This is a genomic window from Nonomuraea sp. NPDC049709, assembly GCF_040674815.1.
GTDB lineage: Bacteria > Actinomycetota > Actinomycetes > Streptosporangiales > Streptosporangiaceae > Nonomuraea.
In genome coordinates this window covers 142,712-164,441 of the sequence record NZ_JBFANM010000007.1, presented here as the reverse complement: position 1 = coordinate 164,441, position 21,730 = coordinate 142,712, and the positions used below count along the sequence as shown (strand labels likewise).

Annotated in this window: 21 protein-coding genes and 1 riboswitch; of the genes, 12 read left to right on the top strand and 9 right to left on the bottom strand. The window is 71.3% G+C overall.

The window, feature by feature from the left end:
* Positions 1–12: 12 nt before the first annotated feature.
* The 5 genes from AB0J69_RS09240 to AB0J69_RS09220 all read right to left on the bottom strand — a co-directional run bounded on the left by AB0J69_RS09240 (position 13) and on the right by AB0J69_RS09220 (position 4,438).
* Positions 13–954 carry a sigma-70 family RNA polymerase sigma factor gene (locus AB0J69_RS09240; RefSeq protein ID WP_364114611.1) on the bottom strand — a complete coding sequence of 314 codons (942 nt, stop codon included), beginning with the start codon at positions 952–954 and terminating at the stop codon, positions 13–15.
* Positions 955–1,060: 106 nt separating this feature from the next.
* Complete coding sequence (hutI, locus tag AB0J69_RS09235; RefSeq protein ID WP_364114609.1) at positions 1,061–2,206, bottom strand: imidazolonepropionase; 1,146 nt, start codon at positions 2,204–2,206, stop codon at positions 1,061–1,063.
* Positions 2,203–3,525 (bottom strand): formimidoylglutamate deiminase, encoded by a 1,323-nt coding sequence (locus AB0J69_RS09230; protein WP_364114607.1) that lies wholly within the window; start codon positions 3,523–3,525, stop codon positions 2,203–2,205. The genes hutI and AB0J69_RS09230 overlap by 4 nt, the downstream gene beginning before the upstream one ends.
* Entirely contained in the window at positions 3,516–3,746 is a 231-nt protein-coding gene (locus AB0J69_RS09225; RefSeq protein ID WP_364114605.1) for a hypothetical protein, read from the bottom strand. Before AB0J69_RS09225 ends, AB0J69_RS09230 begins: the two co-directional genes overlap by 10 nt.
* A gap of 5 nt (positions 3,747–3,751) precedes the next feature.
* Positions 3,752–4,438, bottom strand: coding sequence for an SDR family oxidoreductase (locus AB0J69_RS09220; RefSeq protein ID WP_364114603.1), 687 nt, complete (start codon positions 4,436–4,438; stop codon positions 3,752–3,754).
* Between the two features lie 53 nt (positions 4,439–4,491).
* On the opposite strand from AB0J69_RS09220, the gene AB0J69_RS09215 reads away from it, so the two are divergent.
* From AB0J69_RS09215 to AB0J69_RS09205, 3 genes are read left to right on the top strand one after another with little or no spacing between them, the layout of a single operon-like run.
* Complete coding sequence (locus AB0J69_RS09215) at positions 4,492–5,022, top strand: PadR family transcriptional regulator (RefSeq protein ID WP_364114601.1); 531 nt, start codon at positions 4,492–4,494, stop codon at positions 5,020–5,022.
* Positions 5,019–5,993 carry an ATP-binding cassette domain-containing protein gene (locus AB0J69_RS09210; RefSeq protein ID WP_364114599.1) on the top strand — a complete coding sequence of 325 codons (975 nt, stop codon included), beginning with the start codon at positions 5,019–5,021 and terminating at the stop codon, positions 5,991–5,993. Before AB0J69_RS09215 ends, AB0J69_RS09210 begins: the two co-directional genes overlap by 4 nt.
* On the top strand, positions 5,990–6,739 hold the full coding sequence (locus AB0J69_RS09205) for an ABC transporter permease (RefSeq protein ID WP_364114597.1): 750 nt from the start codon (positions 5,990–5,992) through the stop codon (positions 6,737–6,739). The genes AB0J69_RS09210 and AB0J69_RS09205 overlap by 4 nt, the downstream gene beginning before the upstream one ends.
* Here the strand turns inward: AB0J69_RS09205 and AB0J69_RS09200 are convergent.
* Positions 6,719–7,564, bottom strand: a complete 846-nt coding sequence (locus tag AB0J69_RS09200) for a MurR/RpiR family transcriptional regulator (RefSeq protein WP_364114595.1) — start codon at positions 7,562–7,564, stop codon at positions 6,719–6,721. The genes AB0J69_RS09205 and AB0J69_RS09200 overlap by 21 nt on opposite strands.
* Before the next feature lie 176 nt (positions 7,565–7,740).
* Entirely contained in the window at positions 7,741–9,462 is a 1,722-nt protein-coding gene (locus AB0J69_RS09195) for an ABC transporter ATP-binding protein (RefSeq protein WP_364114593.1), read from the bottom strand.
* A gap of 212 nt (positions 9,463–9,674) precedes the next feature.
* Here AB0J69_RS09195 and AB0J69_RS09190 point away from each other — a divergent pair, with 212 nt between their 5' ends.
* From AB0J69_RS09190 to AB0J69_RS09170, 5 genes are all read left to right on the top strand, one after another.
* Positions 9,675–11,051 carry a DUF4331 domain-containing protein gene (locus AB0J69_RS09190; protein WP_364114591.1) on the top strand — a complete coding sequence of 459 codons (1,377 nt, stop codon included), beginning with the start codon at positions 9,675–9,677 and terminating at the stop codon, positions 11,049–11,051.
* Between the two features lie 154 nt (positions 11,052–11,205).
* The gene (locus AB0J69_RS09185; RefSeq protein ID WP_364114589.1) at positions 11,206–12,405 is read left to right on the top strand and encodes a hypothetical protein; all 1,200 of its coding nucleotides are present in this window, start codon (positions 11,206–11,208) and stop codon (positions 12,403–12,405) included.
* Entirely contained in the window at positions 12,402–13,892 is a 1,491-nt protein-coding gene (locus tag AB0J69_RS09180) for a High-affinity nickel-transporter (protein WP_364114587.1), read from the top strand. Before AB0J69_RS09185 ends, AB0J69_RS09180 begins: the two co-directional genes overlap by 4 nt.
* Before the next feature lie 67 nt (positions 13,893–13,959).
* Complete coding sequence (locus AB0J69_RS09175) at positions 13,960–14,553, top strand: PadR family transcriptional regulator (protein WP_364114585.1); 594 nt, start codon at positions 13,960–13,962, stop codon at positions 14,551–14,553.
* A complete protein-coding gene (locus AB0J69_RS09170; RefSeq protein WP_364114583.1) occupies positions 14,550–15,317 on the top strand; it encodes an SGNH/GDSL hydrolase family protein in 768 nt (255 codons plus the stop codon). Before AB0J69_RS09175 ends, AB0J69_RS09170 begins: the two co-directional genes overlap by 4 nt.
* A gap of 87 nt (positions 15,318–15,404) precedes the next feature.
* Here the strand turns inward: AB0J69_RS09170 and AB0J69_RS09165 are convergent, their stop codons facing one another.
* Complete coding sequence (locus tag AB0J69_RS09165) at positions 15,405–16,157, bottom strand: hypothetical protein (RefSeq protein WP_364114581.1); 753 nt, start codon at positions 16,155–16,157, stop codon at positions 15,405–15,407.
* A 52-nt stretch (positions 16,158–16,209) separates the two neighbouring features.
* Positions 16,210–16,914 carry an FCD domain-containing protein gene (locus tag AB0J69_RS09160; RefSeq protein WP_364114579.1) on the bottom strand — a complete coding sequence of 235 codons (705 nt, stop codon included), beginning with the start codon at positions 16,912–16,914 and terminating at the stop codon, positions 16,210–16,212.
* Positions 16,915–17,039: 125 nt separating this feature from the next.
* On the opposite strand from AB0J69_RS09160, the gene AB0J69_RS09155 reads away from it, so the two are divergent.
* From AB0J69_RS09155 to AB0J69_RS09140, 4 genes are all read left to right on the top strand, one after another.
* Complete coding sequence (locus AB0J69_RS09155; RefSeq protein WP_364114577.1) at positions 17,040–18,410, top strand: glutamine synthetase family protein; 1,371 nt, start codon at positions 17,040–17,042, stop codon at positions 18,408–18,410.
* A 3-nt stretch (positions 18,411–18,413) separates the two neighbouring features.
* Positions 18,414–19,757, top strand: coding sequence for an aldehyde dehydrogenase family protein (locus tag AB0J69_RS09150; protein ID WP_364114575.1), 1,344 nt, complete (start codon positions 18,414–18,416; stop codon positions 19,755–19,757).
* Positions 19,758–19,983: 226 nt separating this feature from the next.
* Positions 19,984–20,748, top strand: coding sequence for a 3-oxoacyl-ACP reductase (locus AB0J69_RS09145; RefSeq protein ID WP_364114573.1), 765 nt, complete (start codon positions 19,984–19,986; stop codon positions 20,746–20,748).
* A 14-nt stretch (positions 20,749–20,762) separates the two neighbouring features.
* Complete coding sequence (locus tag AB0J69_RS09140) at positions 20,763–21,467, top strand: gamma-glutamyl-gamma-aminobutyrate hydrolase family protein (protein ID WP_364114571.1); 705 nt, start codon at positions 20,763–20,765, stop codon at positions 21,465–21,467.
* Positions 21,468–21,529: 62 nt separating this feature from the next.
* Positions 21,530–21,627: riboswitch (glycine riboswitch) on the top strand.
* Positions 21,628–21,730 lie beyond the last annotated feature (103 nt).

The following is a 21,730-nucleotide window of genomic DNA, read 5'->3' as shown; positions in this document are numbered from 1 at the left end:
AACCCGGAAAGCCTAGGCGGCCGCGGTCGCCATCTTGCGGAGGCGGGCCAGCGCGTCACGCTCGATCCGGCGGGCGCGGTCGCGGCCGATGCCGTAGCGCTCCCCCACCTCCGTCAGCGTGTGCTCGCGCCCGTCGACCAGGCCGTACCGCCACCGCAGCATCTCGCTGGTGGAGCCCTCGAGCCCGGTCAGCCACTGGTCGAGGCGCTCGCGCTCCAGGATGTCGATGGCCTGCTGCTCGGGGTCTGCCCACGTCTCGTCGGCGATCATGTCGCCGAGCTCCGTCTCGTCCTCGTCGCCGACCCCCAGCTGCAGCGAGACCGGGTCGGAGGCCCAGCGGCGCAGCTCGCGGACCCGCTCGATCGGCAGGTCGAGGATCCCGGCGAGATCGTCGTCGGTCGGCTCGGCGTCGAACTCCGCCAGCAGGTCCCGCCGGACCCGCATCAGCCGGGTCATCTGCTCCCCGGCGTGCGTCGGCAGGCGCACCGGGCGGGCCTGCTCGTGGATGGCCCGGCCCACCGACTGCCTGATCCACCACGTGGCGTAGGTGGAGAACTTGTATCCCCGGCGGTAGTCGAACTTCTCCACCGCACGAACAAGGCCCAGGTTCCCCTCCTGGACCAAGTCGATGAGCGGCATCCCCCGGCCCGAATATTTCCTGGCCACCGCCACCACCAGGCGCAGGTTGGCCTGGATGAACTCGTCCTTGGCGCGCTGGCCCGAGATGGCCAGCCGTTCCAGCTCCTCGTCGGCCGCGTCCCCGATGCGCGGCTCCGTGCCCCCGCTGTCGAGCAGCTGCTCGGCGAACAGGCCCGCCTCGATCCGCTTGGCGAGCTCCACCTCTTCCTCCGCCGTGAGCAGCGGGACCCGGCCAATCTCGGCCAAATAGGTCCCCAGCAGATCGCGATCAGCGACGTGCTGCTCCTGCGTGCGACTCCCCGTAGGCCTTGCCATCCCCAGGCACCTCGTTCCGCAGCTGCGTTCTATATCCCGCCAACGTCCGGCCAGAAGCAAAGATTCCCTAAACAGCTACGACCGGGGGATGGTTCTGGACGTCCTCCTAAAGGAGGAGGCCGCTCTGAAACACCTGGTGGACAAGGGGAACGCCGGGTCGATAGGCCAGATGGACGTAGGACGGAGCGTCGAGCACGACGAGGTCCGCGCGGGCTCCGCGCCGTAGCCAGCCTACGTCCGTACGGCGTAGCGCGCGTGCCCCGCCGTACGTCGCCGCCCTGATCGCCTCCAGCGGCGTCATCCGCATCTCCCGCACGGCCAGCGCCACGCAGAACGCCATCGACGACGTGAACGACGACCCCGGGTTGCAGTCGGTCGCCAGCGCCACCGTCGCGCCCGCGTCGATGAGCCGCCGCGCGTCGGGGTACGGCGACCGCGTGGAGAACTCGGCCCCCGGCAGCAGCGTCGCCACCGTCCCCGAGGAGGCCAGCGCGTCCACGTCGGCCGCCGTCAGGTGGGTGCAGTGGTCGGCGGAGGCCGCGCCCAGCTCGCACGCGATGCGCACCCCCGGCCCCTCGGTGAGCTGGTTGGCGTGCACCCGCGCCCCGAGCCCGGCCTTCACCCCGGCCGTCAGGATCTCCCGCGTCTGGTCCCCGTCGAAAGCCCCCCGCTCGCAGAACACGTCCACCCACTTCGCGTACGGGGCGCACGCCTCGAGCATCTCCCCGGCCACGAGCCGCACGTAGGAGTCGGCGTCCAACCCGGCGGGGACGACGTGCGCCCCCAGGAAGGTGGTCTCGTCGGTCAGCCCGGTGGCGATCTCCAGCGAGCGCCGCTCGTGCTCGACGGACAGCCCGTAGCCGCTCTTGATCTCGACGGTGGTGGTGCCCTGCGCGAGCATCTCGTTCACCAGGGCGAGGGTGTGCGTGGCCAGCTCGGCCTCGCTCGCCTCGCGGGTGGCGGCGACCGTGGTCCTGATGCCGCCCCCGGTGTACGGCTCGCCGGACATGCGGGCCTGGAACTCGGCCGTCCGGTCGCCGGCGAAGACCAGGTGTGCGTGGCTGTCCACGAACCCGGGGATCACGGCGCGGCCGCCGGCGTCCACGCGTTCGTCGGCGTCCGGGGCCTCGGCGGCGGGGCCGGCCCAGGCCACCAGGCCGTCCTCGATGACGAGCGCGGCGTCGGCGAGCTCCTCGCGTTCCGGGTCGCCGGTGTAGAGGAGCCCTATCCGGTCGATCAAGGTCGTGGTCATCGCAGGTCTCCTATCGCCTGGGCGAGCATGGGTCCGACGTCACCGAGCACGTGGCGGCCCTCGGCGACCACGCGGCGGCCCCCGGAGACGACCGCGTGCACGTCGGCCGCGGTGGCCGCGTACACGATCGCCTCCGCCCCGGACGCGCCCGCCGTGCGCACCGAGTCGAGGCGTACCGACACCAGGTCCGCCCAGGCGCCGGGGACGAGCAGGCCCGCGTCGGGGAAGCCGAGCGAGGCGTGGCCCACGCCCGTGGCGGCGGCGAGCAGGTCGGCGGCGGGCCAGTGGCCGCGCCGCTCGCTGGCCAGCCGCTCGTTCAGCTCCACCGCCCTGGCCTCCTCGAACAGATCGATCACGGCGTGGCTGTCGGAGCCCAGCGTGATCTGCGCGCCACGGTCGCACGCCGCCCTGGCGGGTCCGATGCCGTCGGCGAGGTCGCGTTCGGTGGTGGGGCACATGCAGATGTACGTCCCCGACTGCCCGAGCAGCTCGATGTCCACGTCGGTCAGGTGGGTGGCGTGCACCGCGGTCGAGCGCGGCCCCAGCGCGCCGCGCTCGTGCAGGATCTGGACGGGGGTGGCGGCGTACATCTCGACGCAGGCCGCGTTCTCCGCGCGCTGCTCGGAGACGTGCACGTGCAGGGGGGCCGCGTGCCGGTGGGAGAAGTCGGCCACGACGGGCATCTGCTCGGGCGGCACCGCGCGTACGGAGTGGATGGCCGCGCCGATCTCCACGTCGGGCTGCCCCTCGTAGGCCGCGGCCAGCCCCTCGGCCCTGGCCGCCCAGCGCTCGGCGTCCCCGTCGCTGAAGCGCAGCTGCACCCCGGACAGCGACGCGCCGACGCCGCCGGAGACGTAGCAGGTGTCGAGCAGCGCGATGCGCAGGCCGGCGGCGCGGGCGGCGCGGACGAGGGCGTGGCCCATCGCGTTCGGGTCGTCGTACGGCCGGCCGCCCTCGGCGTGGTGCAGGTAGTGGAACTCGCCCACGCAGGTCACCCCGGCCAGCGCCATCTCGGCGTAGACGGCCGTGGCCAGGCGCAGGTAGGAGTCGGGGTCGAGCCGGGCGGCCACCTCGTACATCCGCTCGCGCCAGGTCCAGAAGTCGCCCCGGCCCTCCTGGGTGGCGCCGCGCAGCGCGCGGTGGAAGGCGTGGGAATGGGCGTTGGCCAGGCCGGGGATCGTCAGCCCGGCCAGCCGCTCGGCGGAGCCCGGCGGGCCCTGCTCGATCCGGCTGATCCTGGTGCCGTCGATCTCGACGAGCACGTCGTCGGCGACCCCGTCGGGCAGCCAGGCCCGCTCGCACCAGTAGGTCAGCGACACAGATCCTCCAGCACGTCCGCGAGTGCCACGACTCCCGCCTCGCAGTCTGCCCGCTCGGCGAGCTCGCCGGGGGAACGGGACACGCCGGTGAGGTTCCCGGCGGACGGCGTGGTGCCCGGGACGCCCGCCGTGGCCAGCGTTCCCGCGTCGTGACCGGCTCCCGTGGGCCGGATCGGCGCGGGCGTGTCGCCGGGCCCGGAGCCCGCGCTGAATGGATCCATTCAGTTCAGTTGACGGGACCGCCCCTGGGCCGGACGGTCACCTCGGTGAGATGGGCGTCGGGCCCGGCCGTGACGGCCGCCAGCACCGCCCGCGCCACGGTCTCCGGCCTGAGGTACTTCTCCGGCTCGAACTCCCCGCCCTCGTACGCCCGCACGCCGCGCTGCATGTCGGTCGCGGTCCGCCCCGGATAGACGGTCGTGACCCTGAGCTCGGGCTCCTCCAGCCGCAACGCGTCCGCGAACGCCTTCAGCGCGAACTTGCTGGCCGCGTAGGAGGCCCAGTCGGGGTTGGCCCGCTGGCCGGAGCCGGAGTTCACGCACACGACGTGGCCGCCGGCCCGCCGCAGCGCGGGCAGGAGCAGCCTGGTCAGCTCGGCGACCGCGACGACGTTCACCTCCATGGTCCGGCGCCACACGTCGGCGGGCTGGTCGGCGATGCGGCCCAGCCAGCTGACCCCGGCGCTGTGCACGAGCACGTCGAGCCGCTCGACACCCTCGACGTCGGCCGCCGCGACCCGCGTCAGCTCCACCGGCCAGGGCCGCGCGCCGGGCAGCTCGGCCGCCAGCGCGGCCAGCGCCTCCTGGTCACGGCCGCCCAGGATGACGTCGTGGGTCGGGGCCAGGGCGCGGGCGACGGCCGCGCCGACACCCCGGGAGGCGCCGGTGACCAGCGCCGTCGGTCGTTCACTCATGAAGGCAGCTTATTGAGCTTGACGGTTACTCAAATTTGTATACAAACTTGAGCATGTCTTCGACGCGCATCCTGATCCTCGGCGCCCTGCTCGACGGCCCCATGAACGGCTACGGCGTGCGCCGGCGCCTGGAGGTCATGGGGATCGAGACCTGGACCAACGTGGCCTTCGGCTCGATCTACCACGGCCTCGGCAAGATGGCCGACGAGGGCCTGCTGGAGATCGTCGAGGCGGGCAAGGGCGGCAAGGTCGTCTACGCGCTGACCGACCTCGGCCGCGCGGAGTTCCACCGGATGCTCCTCCAGGCGTGGCACGAGCTCAAGCCCGTCGTGGACCCGTTCCAGGTGGCGATGACATTCATCGACAGGCTGGACAAGCAGGAGATATTGACGGCGCTGCGTGGCAGGATGGCCCAGCTCAAGATGTACGTCGAGACCATGGGACACATGACCGGCGTCAAGCTGGCACACGGCGCCCCTCAGCACGTCAACGAGAACCTCGGCCTGCAGAGGGCCATGCTCCAGGCCCAGCTCGACTGGGTGGAGAAGGCGATACCGCGGGTCGAGGCCGACGAGTTGCCATGAAGGAGCTGAACCCCCCGATGATCATCCAGGCACATGGCCTGCGGAAGACGTTCACCACCAGGAGCAGGAAGGGCACCCAGACCGTCGAGGCCGTGCGCGGCGTGAACCTCGAGGTGGCCAAGGGCGAGATCTTCGGCGTGCTCGGGCCCAACGGCGCGGGCAAGACCACCACGATCAGGATGTTGTCCACGCTGATCGCCCCCGACGCGGGCACGGCCACCATCGCGGGCCACGACCTGCTCAAGGAGCCCGCCGCGATCCGGCGCAACCTCGGCTACGTGAGCCAGGCCGGCGGGGTGGAGGACACCACGAGCGCCAGGGCCCAGATCATGATGGCCGCGAGGATCCACTCCATGGCCGATCCGGGGCGGGCGACCAAGGAGGTGCTCGACCGGTTCGAGTTGACCGAGATGGCCGACCGGCCGGGCCGTACGCTCTCCGGCGGCCAGAAGCGGCGCGTGGCCATCGCGATCGGGCTCGTGCACAACCCGCCGCTGCTCTTCCTCGACGAGCCCACCACCGGCCTCGACCCGCAGAACCGGGTCAACCTCTGGGACCGCATCAGGCAACTGCGCGAAGCGGGCACGAGCGTGCTGCTCAGCACCCACTACCTCGACGAGGCCGACGCGCTGTGCGACCGGCTGATGATCGTGGACCACGGGCAGGTCGTGGCCGAGGGCACACCGGCCGACCTCAAGCGGGAGGTCTCGGGCGACGTGATCACGCTCAGGGTGGACGAGCCCGAGCGGGCGGCGGAGACGCTCAAGCCGATGGCCCGCGAGACCAGGGTGGACGACGACCTGCTGCGCGTCTACGCGGACGACGGCGAGCACACGCTGCCCACCCTGCTGCGGGCGCTGGAGGAGCAGGGCCTGCGCCTGAGCTCGATCGCGCTCGATCGCTCCACCCTCGACGACGTCTTCCTGGCCAAGACGGGCCGATCCCTTCGCGACGCGGGAGCCGATGCATGATCCGCCACACCGTCCTGTTCACCGGCTACGAGCTGAAGAAGTCGTTCAGCAACCCGATCTGGCCAATCTTCGGGATCATGCAGCCGGTGCTGTACCTGCTGATGTTCGCGCCGCTGCTGAAGACGATGACGCCGGGCGGCACGACGGTGGAGGCGCTGCGCATGTTCACTCCGGCGTCCATGATGATGATCGCCGTGTTCGGGTCGTTGTTCTCCGGATTCGGGCTGATCGCCGAGCTGCGCAACGGCTCCCTCGAACGCTACGCCGTCAGCCCCGCATGGCGCCCGGCCATCGTGCTCGGGCGGGTGGCCAAGGACATGGTGGTGCTGGTCTTCCAGGCCATCCTGGTCCTGGTCGTGGCCATCGCCATGGGCGTGCGGATCGGGCTCGTGGAGCTGGTCCTGGTGCTGCTGCTCATGGCCGCGACCGGGCTGTTCGCCTCCGGGCTCTCGCAAGGGCTGGCGCTGACCGTGCGCGACGAGAACGGCATGTCGCAGACGCTCAACCTGTTCATGCTGCCGATCATGCTGCTCGCCGGGCTGTTCGTGCCGATCTCGTTCGCGCCCGACTGGATGCGCTTCCTCGCCCCGGTCAACCCGCTCTACCACGCCGTCGAGGCCGGGCGGGCGCTGTTCGACGGGCGGCTGGCGGACTCCTCGATCCCGATCGCGTTCGCCCTGTTCATCGTGCTGGCGGTGCTCACGACGATGTGGTCGATGAGGTCGCTACGGAAGATCGCCGGCTAGGAACGTGCCGGTCTCGCCGGCCATCCGCTCGTACTCGTCGAGCCGGGCCTGCGTACGCAGCGGCGCCGCGTCGGCGATGGCCTCCACCAGGGCCATGGCCAGGGCCAGCGGCGCCGCGTGCGAGTCGAACACGAGCCGGTCGCCCACGGGGGCGTCCAGCACGACCTCGGCCGGGAAATCGGCCTTGTCGGTGATGGCGACCACCCGGAGGCCGAGCTTCTCGGCGTACTCCAGGGCCTGCACGGCCTCCGACGGATATCTCGGCAGGACCACGGCCACCAGCCACTCGGCCCCGGCCCGGCGTGCCGCGTGCAGCCCGTCGGCCAGCTCCGACCCGCCGTGCGTGAGCAGCCGCACGTCGGGGTGGATGCGGCGGGCGTAGTAGGCGAAGGTGGTGGCCAGCCCGCACGAGACGCGCAACCCCAGCACGGGCAGCGGCTCGGTGGCGGCGAGCTGCTCGCCCAGCTCCTTGAGCGGGAACGCCGTCAGCCGCTCCCTGATCAGGGCCAGGTTGCGGATCTCGCAGTCGATGGCCCCGCGCAGCAGGCTCTCCTGCGGCATCTCGGCGCCCCCGCCCAGCACGAGCGGCCGCAGGGCCTGCCGCAGCTCGGGGTATCCGGTGAAGCCCAGCACCATGGCGAACCTGGTCACCGAGGGCTGGCTGACCCCGGCCCGCTCGGCCAGCTCCACGCTGGACAGGAAGATCGCCTCATCCAGGTTCTCGCTGAGATAGTGCGCGATCCTGCGCTGGACGGGCGACAGCCTCCGGCCGTCCAGCAGCACGCTGAGCCCACCGTGAAAGCCGCTGTGATTTCCGTCCGCCACGTCACCTCCAACGCTCCCGACCGGGCATTCTCATCCCTCACTTCGGTAACAAAGGAGGTCACGAACTCCCGCATCGGGATGCGTACGGCCTTCGGCGTCGGCAACCCCCGCTCATGGGCGGTCTCTTCGTGAATGAACCCATTCACGAAGAGACTGACCCAGGCCCGCGAGGACGGTCAGCCGACCAGGAACTGGGTGGCGGCCAGCTCCCGGTAGAGGTCGTCGCCGCCGACCAGCTCGTCGTGCGTGCCCACCGCCCGCACACCGCCGCCTTCCATGACCACGATCCGGCCGGCGTTGGTCACCGTGGACAGGCGGTGCGCGATGACCAGCACGGTGGTCTCCGCGGCGACCTCCGCGATGACCTCGCGCAGCCGCAGCTCGTTGACCGCGTCGAGTTGCGAGGTCGCCTCGTCGAGCAGCAGGAGCCTGGGCTTGCGCAGCAGCGCCCTGGCGATGGCCACGCGCTGCCGCTCGCCGCCCGACAGCAGCACGCCGCGGTGCCCGACCGGCGTCTCCAGCCCCTCGGGCAGCCTGGCCACCAGGTCGTCGAGCCGGGTACGCGCGATCGCGCTGCGCAGCTCCTCCTCCGTGGCGTCCTGGGCGGCGAACAGCAGGTTCTCCCTGAGCGTGCCGGCCAGCACGGGGGCGTCCTGCTCGACGTAGCCGAGGGCGGCCCGCAGCTCGCCCAGGGGCCAGTCGCGGATGTCCCGGCCGCCGATCACGATCTCCCCGTCCTGGTGGTCGTAGAAGCGTTCGAGCAGCGCGAAGACCGTGGACTTGCCCGCTCCCGACGGGCCGACCAGCGCGGTCATCCCGCCCGGCGGCACCTCGAAGCTCACGCCGTCGTGCACGATCGGCCGGTCCTCGCCGTACCTGAACACGACGTCCCTGAACGTCACGCCGACCGGCTGCGTGTCACCCGTCGCCGCGACGGCGACCGGCTCGGCGGGCAGCTCCTCGATCTCCTTGATCCGCTTCATCGCGGCCAGCCCCTGCTGCAGCTGCACGCCGCCCTGGACGAGCTGCCCGATCGGCGGCACGAGGTAGAACAGGTAGAGCAGGAACGCGATCAGCGACGACACCTCCAGCGTGCCCGAGGCGACCCGGGCGCCGCCCACGGCCAGCACGGCCAGGAACGCGGTCTGCACCGCCATCCACGTCGCCACTCCCGCCAGCGACGTCCATCCGGCCACCTGCAGCCCCCGGTCGCGGGCCCGCACCGCCGCGTCGCCGACCACGGCGATCTCCCGCTCCTCCGCCCCGCTGGCCTTGACCGTCCGGTACGCCTGCAGCGCCCGGTCCAGCACGGCCCCCATCTCCCCCACGGCCTCCTGGGCGTGGGTCTGCGCCCGCTGGATCTTCGGCATGATCAGCGCGACCATCCCGCCGATCACCACCACGATGAGCAACGTGACCAGCAGCAGCACCCCGTCCATGGCCGCCATCAGGACGATGGCACCGACCAGCATGAACGCCGCACTGACGGACTCGACGACGCCGTTGGTCAGCACGGCCCGCAACAACGTGGTGTCACCGGTCACCCGCGACAGCAGGTCGCCGGGCTTGAGCCGGTCCACGTCGGCGACCCTGAGCCGCAACAACCGATCCACGAGCTGGCGCCGGGCCCCGAGCACGATCCCCTCGCCCGTGCGCTCCATCAGATAGCTTCCGGCGGCCGAGACGACCGCGCTCACCAGTACCGCCGCGGTCAACCCCAGCAACGGCCCGGTCATGGACCCGGCCTGGCCGAACGCGTCCACCACATACTTGGCCAGCAACGGCATCGCGAGGCCCGCCGCCGAGCCGATCAGGCCCAGTAACCCACCCAGGAGGAGGATCTTCCGGTGCGGCCGGATGTAGGCGAGCAACTCCTTGACCACCGCGTCTCCTTTCACGACATTTCTCGATTGGCTTCAACGAACGGGACCGGATGATCCGCACCAGCCAACAGCGTCAACCTAAATTGACGACCTAAGTATGCCAACTTAGGTTGACCCTCATTCTTGAGGAGGAGACAGACATCCGGAGGCGGCCCGCGGACGAATAGGGCGTCGAGGAACCCGGCCGGAACCTCGCAGTAACGATCAGCCCTTCGAAAGGACCGAACATGGAGCTCCGGATCAACCGGCGCGCTCTAGTCGGACTAGGCCTCGCCGCAGCGGTAGCCGCGTCGTCGTTGGCCGCGCTCCGCACCGACTCAGGCACCGCTTCCTCGCACCGCGAGGCTCCGGCCATCTCGAACGACCCGCAACACGACAACACCGACGTGTACGCGTTCGTGAGCCCCGACAAAGCCAACACCGTGACCCTGATCGCCAACTGGATCCCGTTCGAGGAACCCAATGGCGGCCCGAACTTCTACCCGTTCGCCACCAAGTCCCGGCACAACATCAAGATCGACAACGACGGCGACGCCAAGACCGACATCACGTACCAGTGGACGTTCCGCAACGAGGACAAGCGCGGCACCGACACGTTCCTGTACAACAACGGCCCCGTCACCTCGCTGGACGACCCGAACCTGCTCTTCCGCCAGCGCTACACGCTCAAGCGGATCACGCCGAACGACACCAAGACGCTGATCGACGACGGCATCGTCGCGCCCAGCAACGTCGGCCGCGCATCGATGCCGAACTACGGCACCCTGCGCAACCAGTCCATCAAGAACCTGCCGAACGGCGGCAAGACGTTCGCCGGTCAGTCGGACGAGGCGTTCTTCCTCGACCTGCGCGTGTTCGACTTCCTCTACGGCGGCGACCTGTCCGAGGTCGGCCAGGACACCCTCAAGGGTTACAACACCAACACGCTGGCCATCCAGGTTCCCGCCGAGGACCTGGCGCTCAAGGGCGACCCCAAGCGCAACCCCGTGATCGGCGTCTGCTCGACCACCGACAAGTTCAACGGAGAATCGTTCGTGCAGGTCTCGCGCCTGTGCAACCCGCTGGTGAACGAGCTGGTGGCCTCGGCCGGCCTGAAGGACGCGTACAACGCGCTGGACCCGTCGAAGGACGCGGACGTGCAGGCGCTGGTCGACCGGGTCACCGACCCCGAGGTGGCCAGGCTGCTCCAGGCCATCTACGGCATCAAGGCGCCCGCCACCCCGCGCGCCGACCTGGTCGAGATCTTCCTGACCGGCATCGCCAAGCAGAACGGCCCCATCAAGGCCGATCTGAACTCGCAGGTCCTCAACAAGGACGCGGGCAAGTTGCGGCCCTCCGAGATGCTGCGGCTGAACATGTCCATCCCGCCCACGAAGGACCCGAACAGGCTCGGCGTGCTCGCCGGTGACCTGCAGGGCTTCCCGAACGGCCGCCGTCTCGCCGACGACGTCGTGGACATCGAGCTGCAGGCCGTGGCCGGCGCCGCGCTGACCGGCAAGCTCGTTCCCGGGCTGACGGACAAGGTGGACAGGAACGACCGGCCCTTCGGCCAGACGTTCCCGTACATCCCGCTGCCGAGCAACGTGGCCGTGAACCAGCGTTGACCCGCCTGGCCGGCCGGTTCCCTCTCCAGAATCGGCCGGTCCGCCCCGGCGGCAGACCTCCCGTCTCCCATCGTCTGCCGCCAAGAAAAGGGCCGGTCGGCCGTGCTCCCCGTCACGGCCGGCCGGCCCCACATCCAGCTCTGGAGCCTTGGAAATGCGTGCCTTCGCGATATTCGCCGGACTCGCCCTGATCGGGGCGATGATCTTCACAGTCCTCTCCTTCTCGGCCGTGCCCGAGCCACTGCCGGTGGCGGACGCGCAGCGCCGCGAGACGCTGCAGGAGCGGCTCAAGCGCCTGCCCGGCGACCATCGCGGCTGGGCGCAACTCGCCTCCCAGTACGTGGAGGAGGCCCGGATCACCGGCGACCCGTCGTACTACACCAAGGCGGAGGGCGCCCTCGCCACCGCCGCCCGGCTGGACGGCCGCGACGACGCGGTGCTGTCCGGCCAGGCGGCGCTGGCCGCCGGCCGCCACGAGTTCGCCGACGCGGTACGGCTGGCCGAGCGCGCCATCGACGCCAACCCGTACGGCGCCGCGGCCTACGGCGTGCTGGCCGACGCCAAGACGCAGCTCGGGGACCTGCGCGCGGCGCAGCGGGCCGTGGACAAGATGATGGACCTGCGCCCGGGGGTCGCGGCCTTCTCCCGCGCCTCCTACGCGGCCGAGCTGCGCGGCGACCGGGACGGAGCGCGCAGGTACCTCGAGTACGCCCACGACGACGCCTGGAGCCCCGCCGACCTCGCCTTCACCCGCTACTACCTGGGCGAGCTGGCCCTCCACGCGGGCGACCTGAAGACGGCGACCGGCTGGTACACCAAGTCGCTGCAGGCCTACCCCGCCTACACCCCCGCGCTCGCCGGCCAGGCCAGGGCGGCGGCGCTCGGCGGCCGGCTCACCGAGGCCCTCGACCTGTACGACAAGGTGGTCCAGCGGCTTCCCCTCCCCCAATACCTCATCGAGCAGGGCGAGACCCGGATCAAGGCGGGCCGGAGCGCCGACTGGACGCTGCTCAGGGCCCAGCGCAAGCTCTTCGAGGCCGCGGGCGTGCGCGACGACCTGACGTGGGCCGAGTTCGAGGCCGACCACGGCGACCCGGCGCAGGCCGTGCGGCACGCCAGGGCCGAGTACGCCCGCAACCCCGGCCTCGTCGCCGCCGACGCCCTGGCCTGGGCCCTGTTCAAGGCGGGCGAGCCCGCCGAGGCGCTCCCGTACGCCAAGCGGGCCACCGCCACCGGCTGGCAGAACCCGCTGCTCACCTACCACCGCGCCAAGATCGAGCAGGCCCTCGGCCGCTCCGTGCGGGTGGACCCCGGATTCGACCCGACGCTGTCCGCATTGGCGAGGTTCTCATGAGACTGGTCCGGCTCGGCCTGCTGTCCGTCGCGACGGGCCTGCTGCTGTCGCTGTGCGCGAGCGTCCTGCTGGGCGCCCCGGCGCACGCGCGGACCGCGGCCCACCCGCTGGGCAACTTCACCGTCAACCACTACAACGGCCTGCGGGTCACGGCCTCCGACGTGCGCAACCTCGCCGTCGTGGACCTGGCCGAGCTCCCCACGCTGCAGGCCGAGCCGGAGGTGGACGCCACGTACGCGGCCCGCCGCTGCGCCGCCCTGGCCGCCGCCCAGCGGCTCGAGGTGGCCGGGCGGGCGGTGCCGTGGCGGGTGGCGAGCTCCGCCTTCAACCACGCCCCCGGCGAGGGGGGCCTGCGGACCAGCCGCCTGTCCTGCCGGCTCGTGGCGGAGGTTCGCGCCTCGGGGGCCGTGAAGTTCACCGACGGGTTCGAGCAGGACAGGATCGGCTGGCGCGAGATCACCGCCGTCGGGGACGGGGTCCGGCTGGCCGGCTCCTCCGTGCCCACGACGAGCATCAGCCAGGAGCTGCGGGCCTACCCCGACGACCTGCTGTCGGCCCCGCTCGACCAGCGCCAGGCGGCCTTCACCGTCTCCGGCGCCGGGCTGAGCCTGCCCGCCACGTCCGCCGGAGCCCCGGCGGACGGCGGCACGGTGTCCGGCGGGATCGGGATCGGCGGCCCGATCGGGGAGGCGCTGGCCGCGCTGGAGCGGATGTTCACCGGGCTGATCGGCTCGGAGTCGCTGACGGTGCCGCTGGGGCTGCTGGCGGTCGGGCTGGCCGTGGTGCTCGGCGCCGGGCACGCGCTGATCCCGGGGCACGGCAAGACCATCATGGCGGCGTACCTGGCGGGCCGCCGCGGGCGCCCGCGCGACGCGGTGGTGGTGGGCGCGACGGTGACGGCCACGCACACGGCCGGGGTGCTGGTGGTGGGGCTGCTGCTGACGGTGTTCACGGCGCTGGCCGGTGAGTCGGTGCTGGCCTGGCTAGGGGTGGCCAGCGGCGTCCTGATCGCCGTGATCGGCCTCCGCCTCCTCCACAACACCCGCCGCGGCCACTCCCCGCACGGACATGGGCACGGACACGGGCATGGGCACGGGCACGGCCATGGGCATGGCCACGGTCATGGGCATGGTCATGGCCACGAGGACGGTCAGGAGCAGCCCCCCAAGCGGGCCGGCCTCATCGGCCTCGGCGTGGCGGGCGGCCTGGTCCCCAGCCCCTCGGCCCTGATCGTCCTGCTCGGCGCGATCGCCCTGGGCCGTACGTGGTTCGGGGTCGCGCTGGTCACCGCGTACGGCGTCGGCATGGCCGCCACCCTCACCGTCACCGGCCTGCTCCTGGTCAAGCTGGTCGACCGCCTGGAGCGCCGCGCCTCGGCCGGCCGCCGCCTGGCCGCCAAGGTCTCGGGCCTGGCCCCGCTGGGCACCGCGGCCATGGTCGTCCTCCTGGGCACGGGCCTGGCCCTCCGCTCCGTGGCCGCCCTCTAGCGTCCCCCGGCCCCGCCGTCCTATAGTCATGGACATGACTACTCATGCCCATGACTATCGCTAGCCGGTGGCCCTCAGGCACGCGGTGCTGGCGGCGCTGCTCGGCGGCGAGTACAGCGGCTACCAGCTCACCAAGATCTTCGACATCGGCGTATCCAACTTCTGGTACGCCGCGCCCCAGCAGCTCTACGCCGAGCTGACCAAGCTGGAGGCGGACGGCCTGGTGACGGGCCGGGAGGTGGCCCAGCGCGGCCGCCCCAACAAGCGCGTGTTCCAGGTCACCGAGGCCGGGATCGGCGAGCTCGCGGCCTTCGCGGCGACCCCCGCCAGGCCCCTGCTCATCCGCGACGACCTGATCGTCAAGGTGCACGCCGTGGACCTGCTCGACCCCGCGCCGGTGATCGAGCAGCTCCACGAGCGGGCCCGGGAGGCCGCGGCCAAGCTGGAGCTGTTCGAGCAGACCCTCGTACGCCTGCGCGGCGACCTGGACGAGGAGACGTTCCTGCGCCAGGGCGAGCACGTCGGCCCGTACCTGTCCTGCCTGGCGGGCTGCCGGCTGGAACGCGAGATGCGCGACTGGTGCCTGCACACCGCCCGGACGCTGGCCGGCCGCGCCGACCCTGCCGCCCGCGCCGGGCGTACGGAAGGGAAGACACCATGACCACCTACACGCGTTACGTCGCGCTCGGGGACAGCCAGACCGAGGGCCTGGGCGACGGCGACGACGTCCGCGGCCACCGCGGCTGGGCCGACCGCCTGGCCGAGCACCTGGCCTGCGGCAACCCCGATCTCCGCTACGCCAACCTCGCGGTCCGCGGCCGCCTGGCGAGCCAGGTCCGCGACGAGCAACTGGCCACGGCGCTGGCGCTGCGGCCCGACCTGGCCACCGTCATGGCGGGGATGAACGACCTCATCCGCCCCGGCTTCGACGCGGCGGCCGTGGCGGCCGCGCTGGAGGACATGTACGAAGCGCTGACGGGGGCGGGCGCGCACGTGGTCACCGTGACGTTTCCCGACATCGGGAAGATCGCACCGATGGCCCGGCCGCTCCGGCCCCGAGTACTCGACCTCAACGCCCGCATCCGCGACGCCGCGGCCCGGCACGGGGTCACGCTGGTGGACACGTTCCCGCTGGAGTTCCTGACGGACGCGCGGATGTGGAGCACCGACCGCCTGCACGCCAGCCCGGCCGGCCACACCCGCTTCGCCGCCGCCGTGGCCCACACCCTGGCCCTGCCCGGCAGCGACGACACGTGGAGTCAGCCGCTGCCGCCCCTGCCGCCGGCGACCAGGTGGCGGATGGCGACCACCGAGCTGCGGTGGTTCGCCACGTTCGCGGGCCCGTGGATCGGCCGCCGCCTGCTCGGCCGCTCCTCCGGCGACGGCCGCACGGCCAAGCGCCCGGAGCTCACGTGCGTCCCCTAGCCGTGCCACCCGACCGTTCCACTCAACTGGGCCACCCAGCTGGGCCACCCAGCTGGGCCGCCCAGCTGGGCCGCCCAGCTGGGCCGCCTAGCCGTGCCGGCGGCCGCGCCGGGTCGACGGCAGGTCGTGCCGCCCGGAGAGGAACTCCTGGAACGCGATCTTGACCCTGATCACCGGCCGCCGCCACCGCTCCTCCCGGTGAATGGCCCTGGCCAGCTTGCGCGGTGAGCGCGTGGCGAAGAACCAGTGGGCCCAGGGGGAGCCGGGCCGGGCCAGCCGTAGCGCGCCCACCAGCAGCATGGGCGGCACGAACAGCCCCGCCATCCCCGTCCAGATCTTGCCCTTCAGCAGGGTGACGACGGCGAGCAGCAGGTTGGCCACGATCAGCGCGGCCGGATCGACCAGCGTGCCGTAGTCCCAGGTGAGGGGGCGCAGGCCGATGAGCAGCAGGCCGGTCACGGCGACCGCGATGAAGACCGCGTCCACCGAGGTGCGCCCCTCCTCCTCCCAGTAGACGTCGTGCAGGTGCAGGATCAGCGCGAACTCGTCCAGCACCAGCGCCGAGCCGATCCCGAACACGGAGGCCGCGGCGGCGGTGCCGACCTGCGAGCCGGGCGAGACGATGAGCGCCACGCCGCCGACTAACATCAGCACCACGCCGAACACCACGTGGTGGATGTGCATCTCCCCCACGTTGACGTTGCGGAACCAGCCGATCTTCGCCCTGATCAGGCGGACGTTGATGCGGGTGGCGATGAACGCCACGATGAGCATGACGAAGTAGCAGAACAGCGGCAGCCGTCCCGTCGCGACAATGCTTTGCTGGAACCAGTTCCCCATAGCCCTGAAGTCGATGGTACGAGCCGCCCGTACCTTTCGAGCCATGGGCCCGTCATGACAGGAACGCCCTTAACAGTGCCGCCGTGCCCTCCAGGTGCTCCACCACGGCCCGCCTTGCCGCGTCCGGGTCCCCCGCCAGGATGGCGTCCACGATGGCCTGGTGCTGGACGGCGGCGTGGTCGAGGTTGACCTGGAGCATCGGGATGGCGTTCAGCAGGTCGCTGACCCGTGACCGGGCATCCGCGCACGTCGTGGCCAGCAGGCTGGAGCCGGTGAGCTCGGCGATGGACAGGTGGAAGGCCGTGTCGAGGCGGCGGTAGTCCTCCAGCCCGGCCTCGTTCAGCTCCGCGATCCTGCGGCGGAGCACGGCCCGCTGGTCCTGCGTGAGGTCGGAGGCGGCCAGCACCTCGGCCGCGCCGCACTCCACCGCCAGCCGGAACGTGAGCGCGTCCGACAGGTCGGCCTTCCCCATTTCGTTGACCGCCTGGCGCAGGTCGCCGGCGTCCGGCGCGGGCGGCGTGTACGTCACGAACGCGCCCCCGTAGCGGCCCCGCCGCACGTCGAGGTAGCCCGCGTCCGACAGCGCCCGGATCGCCTCGCGCAACGTCACCCGGCTGATGCCGAGCCGCACGGCGAGCTCGCGCTCCGGGGGAAGCTTGTCGCCCGGCGCGACCACGCCCAGTTTGATCGCCTGGAGCAGCCGTTCCACGGTCTCCTCGAAGGCGTTGCCGGCCCTGACCGGGCGCAACACCGTCATCAAACGCGCCGACTCGTCCAACGTGTCCTCAGGTCTTGACAAGCGATCCCGACATACACATCAATGGTCTGAGACTAGCCCAATCAACGGGAAAGCGCGTCAGGCCAGATCGGAGCGACGTGGGCGTGAGCGAGCGACCGAGCAGCGGGTTCCTTTCCGTCGGCGAGCTGCGTGACGAGGTGGCGGCCGGGCGGATCGACACCGTGCTCCTCGCGATCGCCGACATGCAGGGCAGGTTGCAGGGCAAGAGGCTGTCGGCACGCTACTTTCTCGAGGAGGTCCTGCATCACGGCTCCGAGGGCTGCAACTACCTGCTCGCGGTGGACGTGGACATGAACACCGTCCCGGGATACGCCATGTCGTCCTGGGACCGGGGCTACGGCGACTTCGTGATGAAGCCGGACCTCGAGACGCTGCGGCGGGTGCCGTGGCACGAGGGGACCGCGATGGTGATGGCCGATCTGGCCTGGGAGGGCGGCGGCGACGTGACCGCCTCGCCCCGCCAGATCCTGCGCAGGCAACTCGCCCGCCTCGCCGACCGGGGCCTGGCCGCGTACGTGGGCACCGAGCTGGAGTTCGTGGTCTACGACGACAGCTACGAGGACGCCTGGAAGCGGTCCTACCGGGATCTGGCGCCGGCCAACCTCTACAACGTCGACTACTCGCTCATGGGCACGGCCCGCATCGAGCCGCTGCTGCGGCGGATCCGGCGCGAGATGGAGGGCGCCGGGCTCTACGTCGAGTCCGCCAAGGGCGAGTGCAACCTCGGCCAGCACGAGATCGCCTTCCGCTACGACGAGGCGCTCAGGACCTGCGACAACCACGTCATCTACAAGACCGGCGCCAAGGAGATCGCCGCCCAGGAGGGCCGGTCGATCACGTTCATGGCCAAGCCGAACCAGCGCGAGGGCAACTCCTGCCACATCCACATCTCCCTCCGCTCCCAGGAGGGGGACCCGGTGATGGCGGGCGAGGGGCCCCACGGGCTCTCGCCGCTCGGCGCCCGGTTCATCGCAGGCCAGCTCGCCTGCATGCGGGAGCTGACCCTCCTGTACGCCCCCAACATCAACTCCTACAAGCGCTACGTCCCCGGCAGCTTCGCCCCCACGGCCGTCAGGTGGGGCGTCGACAACCGCACCTGCTCGCTCCGGCTCGTCGGCCACGGGCAGTCGCTGCGCGTGGAGAACCGGGTGCCGGGCGGCGACGTGAACCCGTACCTGGCGGTGGCCGCGCTGATCGCGGCCGGCCTGTACGGGATCGACGCCGAGCTGCCGCTGGAGGACGCCTTCGAGGGCAACGCCTACGCCAGCGGCGCCGAGACCGTGCCGCACACGCTGCGCGACGCCCTCGCGCTGTTCGAGGGGTCGAAGCTGGCCCGCGAGACGTTCGGCGAGGACGTGGTCGAGCACTACGCGAACAACGCGCGGGTGGAGCTGGCCGCGTTCGACGCGGCGGTGACGGATTGGGAGCTGTTCCGTGGTTTCGAGCGGATGTGACGCATGAAGATCATCAATCCGGCGACCGAGGAGGTCGTCGCGGACGTCGAGCTCGCCGACGCCGGCGAGGTCGACCGGGCGGTGGAGCGTGCCAGGAAGGCGTACCCCGCCTGGCGTGAGGTGTCGCCGGGCGACCGGGCGCGGCTGTTGAGGCGCTTCGCCGACCTGGTGGGCGAGCACGGGGAGGAGCTGGCGGGGCTGGAGCTGGCCAACGCCGGGCACCCGATCGGCAACGCCCGCTGGGAGGCCGGTGCCGTCCGCGACGTCCTGCACTTCTACGCCGGGGCCCCCGAACGCAACCACGGCAAGCAGATCCCGGTGCCCGGGGGCGTGGACATCACGTTCCAGGAGCCGCTGGGCGTCGTCGGGGTCATCGTGCCGTGGAACTTCCCCATGCTGATCATGTCGTGGGGCGTCGCCCCCGCGCTGGCGGCCGGCAACACGGTGATCGTCAAGCCGGCCGAGTGGACCCCGCTGACCGCGCTGAGGCTGGCCGAGCTGGCCCTGGCGGCGGGCCTCCCCGAGGGGGTGCTCCAGGTCCTGCCTGGGACAGGGGAGGTCGCGGGGGCCCGCCTGGTCGAGCACCCCGACGTGGCCAAGATCGTGTTCACCGGCTCGACCGAGGTGGGCAAGGAGATCGCCGCCAAGGCGGCGCGCCAGGTCAAGCGGGTCACGCTGGAGCTGGGCGGCAAGTCGGCGAACATCGTCTTCGCCGACGCGGACCTGGAGAAGGCGGCCAGGACCGCCCCCTACGCCGTCTTCGACAACGCGGGACAGGACTGCTGCGCCAGGTCCCGCCTGCTCGTCCAGTCCTCCGTGTACGACGAGTTCATGGCCCTGCTCGCACCCGCCGTACAGGGCGTCAAGGTCGGCGACCCCCTCGACGAGTCCACCGAGATGGGCCCCCTGATCAGCGCCGAACACCTCGACCGCGTGCGCGGCTTCGTCGAGGGCGCCCCCTACCTCCAGGGGTCCTGCCCCCAGGGCAGGGGCTACTGGTTCCCGCCGACCGTGCTGACCCCCGAGATCACCGACCGGGCGTTCACCGAGGAGATCTTCGGGCCGGTCGTGTCGGTGACGCGGTTCGAGGACGAGGCGGAGGCCGTACGCATCGCCAACGACACGCCCTACGGCCTGAGCGGCTCCATCTGGACCCGTGACGTCGGCCGGGCGCTGCGCGTGGCCAGGGCCGTCGAGTCGGGTGCCCTGTCGGTGAACTCCCACTCCTCCGTCCGCTACTGGACCCCGTTCGGCGGCTTCAAGCAGTCCGGCCTCGGCCGGGAACTCGGCCCGGACGCCCTGGCGGCGTTCACCGAGACAAAGAACGTCTTCATCGCATCGGAGTGAACGCAGTGGGCGGAGTGGTGAACGACGGATGGGCAGGGAGTGAACCCGACGCAGTGAGCGGAGTGAAGGGCCGAGGAACGAGGCACTTCGCGAAGCGAATGAGGAGTGGTGAACGACCGATGGGCAGGGAGTGAACCCGACGCAGTGAGCGGAGTGAAGGACCGAGGAACGAGGCACTTCGCGAAGCGAATGAGGAGTGGTGAACGACCCATGGACAGGGAGTGACATGCAGCGGTTGCAGGATCGGGTGGCGGTCGTCACGGGCGCGGGCAGCGGGATCGGGCTGGCCACGGCCCGCAGGTTCGCCGACGAGGGCGCCAAGGTGGTCTGCGTGGACATCGACGAGGAGGCGGGCAGCAAGGCGGCGAGCGAGGTCGGCGGCCTGTTCGTCAGGGCCGACGTGACCAGCGAGGACGACGTCGTACGGATGTTCGCCACGGCGTACGAGACCTACGGCAGCGTGGACATCGCCTTCAACAACGCCGGCATCTCGCCCCCCGATGACGACTCGATCCTGGAGACCGGCATCGAGGCCTGGCGCCGCGTCCAGGAGGTGAACCTGACCAGCGTCTACCTGTGCTGCAAGCACGCCATCCCGTACATGCGCCGCCAGGGCAAGGGCTCGATCATCAACACCGCGTCGTTCGTGGCCGTCATGGGCTCGGCGACCTCGCAGATCTCCTACACCGCCTCCAAGGGCGGGGTGCTGGCGATGTCGCGGGAGCTGGGCGTGCAGTTCGCCAGGGAGGGCATCCGGGTGAACGCCCTGTGCCCGGGGCCGGTGAACACGCCGCTGCTGCAGGAGCTGTTCGCGAAGGACCCGGAGCGGGCGCAGCGGCGGCTGGTGCACATCCCGGTGGGCCGCTTCGCCGAGGCGTCGGAGATCGCGGCGGCGGTGGCGTTCCTGGCCAGCGACGACGCCTCGTTCATCACGGGCAGCGAGTTCCTGGTGGACGGGGGCATCTCCGGCGCCTACGTCACACCGCTCTAGGAGGTCCCGTCACCGTGCGGCGTCCCATCATCGGCATCACGTGCTACGTCGAGCCCGCCTCGTTCACGGTGTGGCAGGACACGACCGCCGCGCTGCTGCCGTACATGTACGTGGAGCAGGTCGTCCGCGCCGGCGGGCAGCCCGTCCTGCTGCCGCCGGCCGGCGATCCCGCCGGGGTCGTACCCGGCCTGGACGGGCTCATCCTGGCCGGTGGCGGCGACATCGACCCGGCCAGGTACGGCCAGGACGCGCAAGAGCGCACCGGCTACGTCCGGAAATTTCGTGACGAGGCCGAGTTCTCGCTGCTCGCGACGGCGCTCGACGCCGGCCTGCCCTACCTCGGCGTCTGCCGCGGCCTCCAGGTCCTCAACGTCGCCCTCGGCGGCACCCTCCTCCAGCACCTGCCCGACGTGGTCGGCCACACGGACCACTGCCCGGGCCCCGGCCGGTTCGGGCACCTGCCGGTGACCCCGGTCCCCGGCACCCGCCTGGCCAAGGCGCTGGGCGAGGACCCCGTGACGGTCCCGCACTACCACCACCAGGCCGTCGACCGCCTCGCCCCCGGGCTCACGGTCACCGCCACCGCCGCGGACGGCACGATCGAGGCCGTGGAGCTGGACTCGGGACGGTTCACGGGACGGTTCACGGTGGCCGTGCAGTGGCACCCGGAGGCCGCCGAGGACCACGCGCTCTTCGAGGCTCTCGTGGCGGCCTGCTGAGCGACCCCACCCAGAACGCGACAACAGCCCCGTAACCCCACTAGGCTGGCGGACATCACCGGTGAAACCGTGCGGGAGAGCACCCTGACAGCCGGTCAGGGTCCCTGAAGGAGCAAGCCCTCCCCGCAAACCTCTCAAGGCAAAGGACCGCACGGGCAAGGTGACCTCTGGAAAGCAGGCCCGCGGGCCTCGCCGAAGGTGAAAGTCCGGCAAAGCTCGGGCGAAGCTCTCAGGCATCGATGACAGAGGGGGAGGATGCTGGC

Bases quoted from the DNA above. Each gene is read 5' to 3' on its own strand.
- AB0J69_RS09240 (WP_364114611.1), bottom strand. From the start codon at position 954: ATGGCAAGGCCTACGGGGAGTCGCACGCAGGAGCAGCACGTCGCTGAT.
- hutI (WP_364114609.1), bottom strand. From the start codon at position 2,206: ATGACCACGACCTTGATCGACCGGATAGGGCTCCTCTACACCGGCGAC.
- AB0J69_RS09225 (WP_364114605.1), bottom strand. From the start codon at position 3,746: ATGGATCCATTCAGCGCGGGCTCCGGGCCCGGCGACACGCCCGCGCCG.
- AB0J69_RS09220 (WP_364114603.1), bottom strand. From the start codon at position 4,438: ATGAGTGAACGACCGACGGCGCTGGTCACCGGCGCCTCCCGGGGTGTC.
- AB0J69_RS09215 (WP_364114601.1), top strand. From the start codon at position 4,492: ATGTCTTCGACGCGCATCCTGATCCTCGGCGCCCTGCTCGACGGCCCC.
- AB0J69_RS09210 (WP_364114599.1), top strand. From the start codon at position 5,019: ATGAAGGAGCTGAACCCCCCGATGATCATCCAGGCACATGGCCTGCGG.
- AB0J69_RS09205 (WP_364114597.1), top strand. From the start codon at position 5,990: ATGATCCGCCACACCGTCCTGTTCACCGGCTACGAGCTGAAGAAGTCG.
- AB0J69_RS09190 (WP_364114591.1), top strand. From the start codon at position 9,675: ATGGAGCTCCGGATCAACCGGCGCGCTCTAGTCGGACTAGGCCTCGCC.
- AB0J69_RS09185 (WP_364114589.1), top strand. From the start codon at position 11,206: ATGCGTGCCTTCGCGATATTCGCCGGACTCGCCCTGATCGGGGCGATG.
- AB0J69_RS09180 (WP_364114587.1), top strand. From the start codon at position 12,402: ATGAGACTGGTCCGGCTCGGCCTGCTGTCCGTCGCGACGGGCCTGCTG.
- AB0J69_RS09170 (WP_364114583.1), top strand. From the start codon at position 14,550: ATGACCACCTACACGCGTTACGTCGCGCTCGGGGACAGCCAGACCGAG.
- AB0J69_RS09165 (WP_364114581.1), bottom strand. From the start codon at position 16,157: ATGGGGAACTGGTTCCAGCAAAGCATTGTCGCGACGGGACGGCTGCCG.
- AB0J69_RS09160 (WP_364114579.1), bottom strand. From the start codon at position 16,914: ATGACGGTGTTGCGCCCGGTCAGGGCCGGCAACGCCTTCGAGGAGACC.
- AB0J69_RS09150 (WP_364114575.1), top strand. From the start codon at position 18,414: ATGAAGATCATCAATCCGGCGACCGAGGAGGTCGTCGCGGACGTCGAG.
- AB0J69_RS09145 (WP_364114573.1), top strand. From the start codon at position 19,984: ATGCAGCGGTTGCAGGATCGGGTGGCGGTCGTCACGGGCGCGGGCAGC.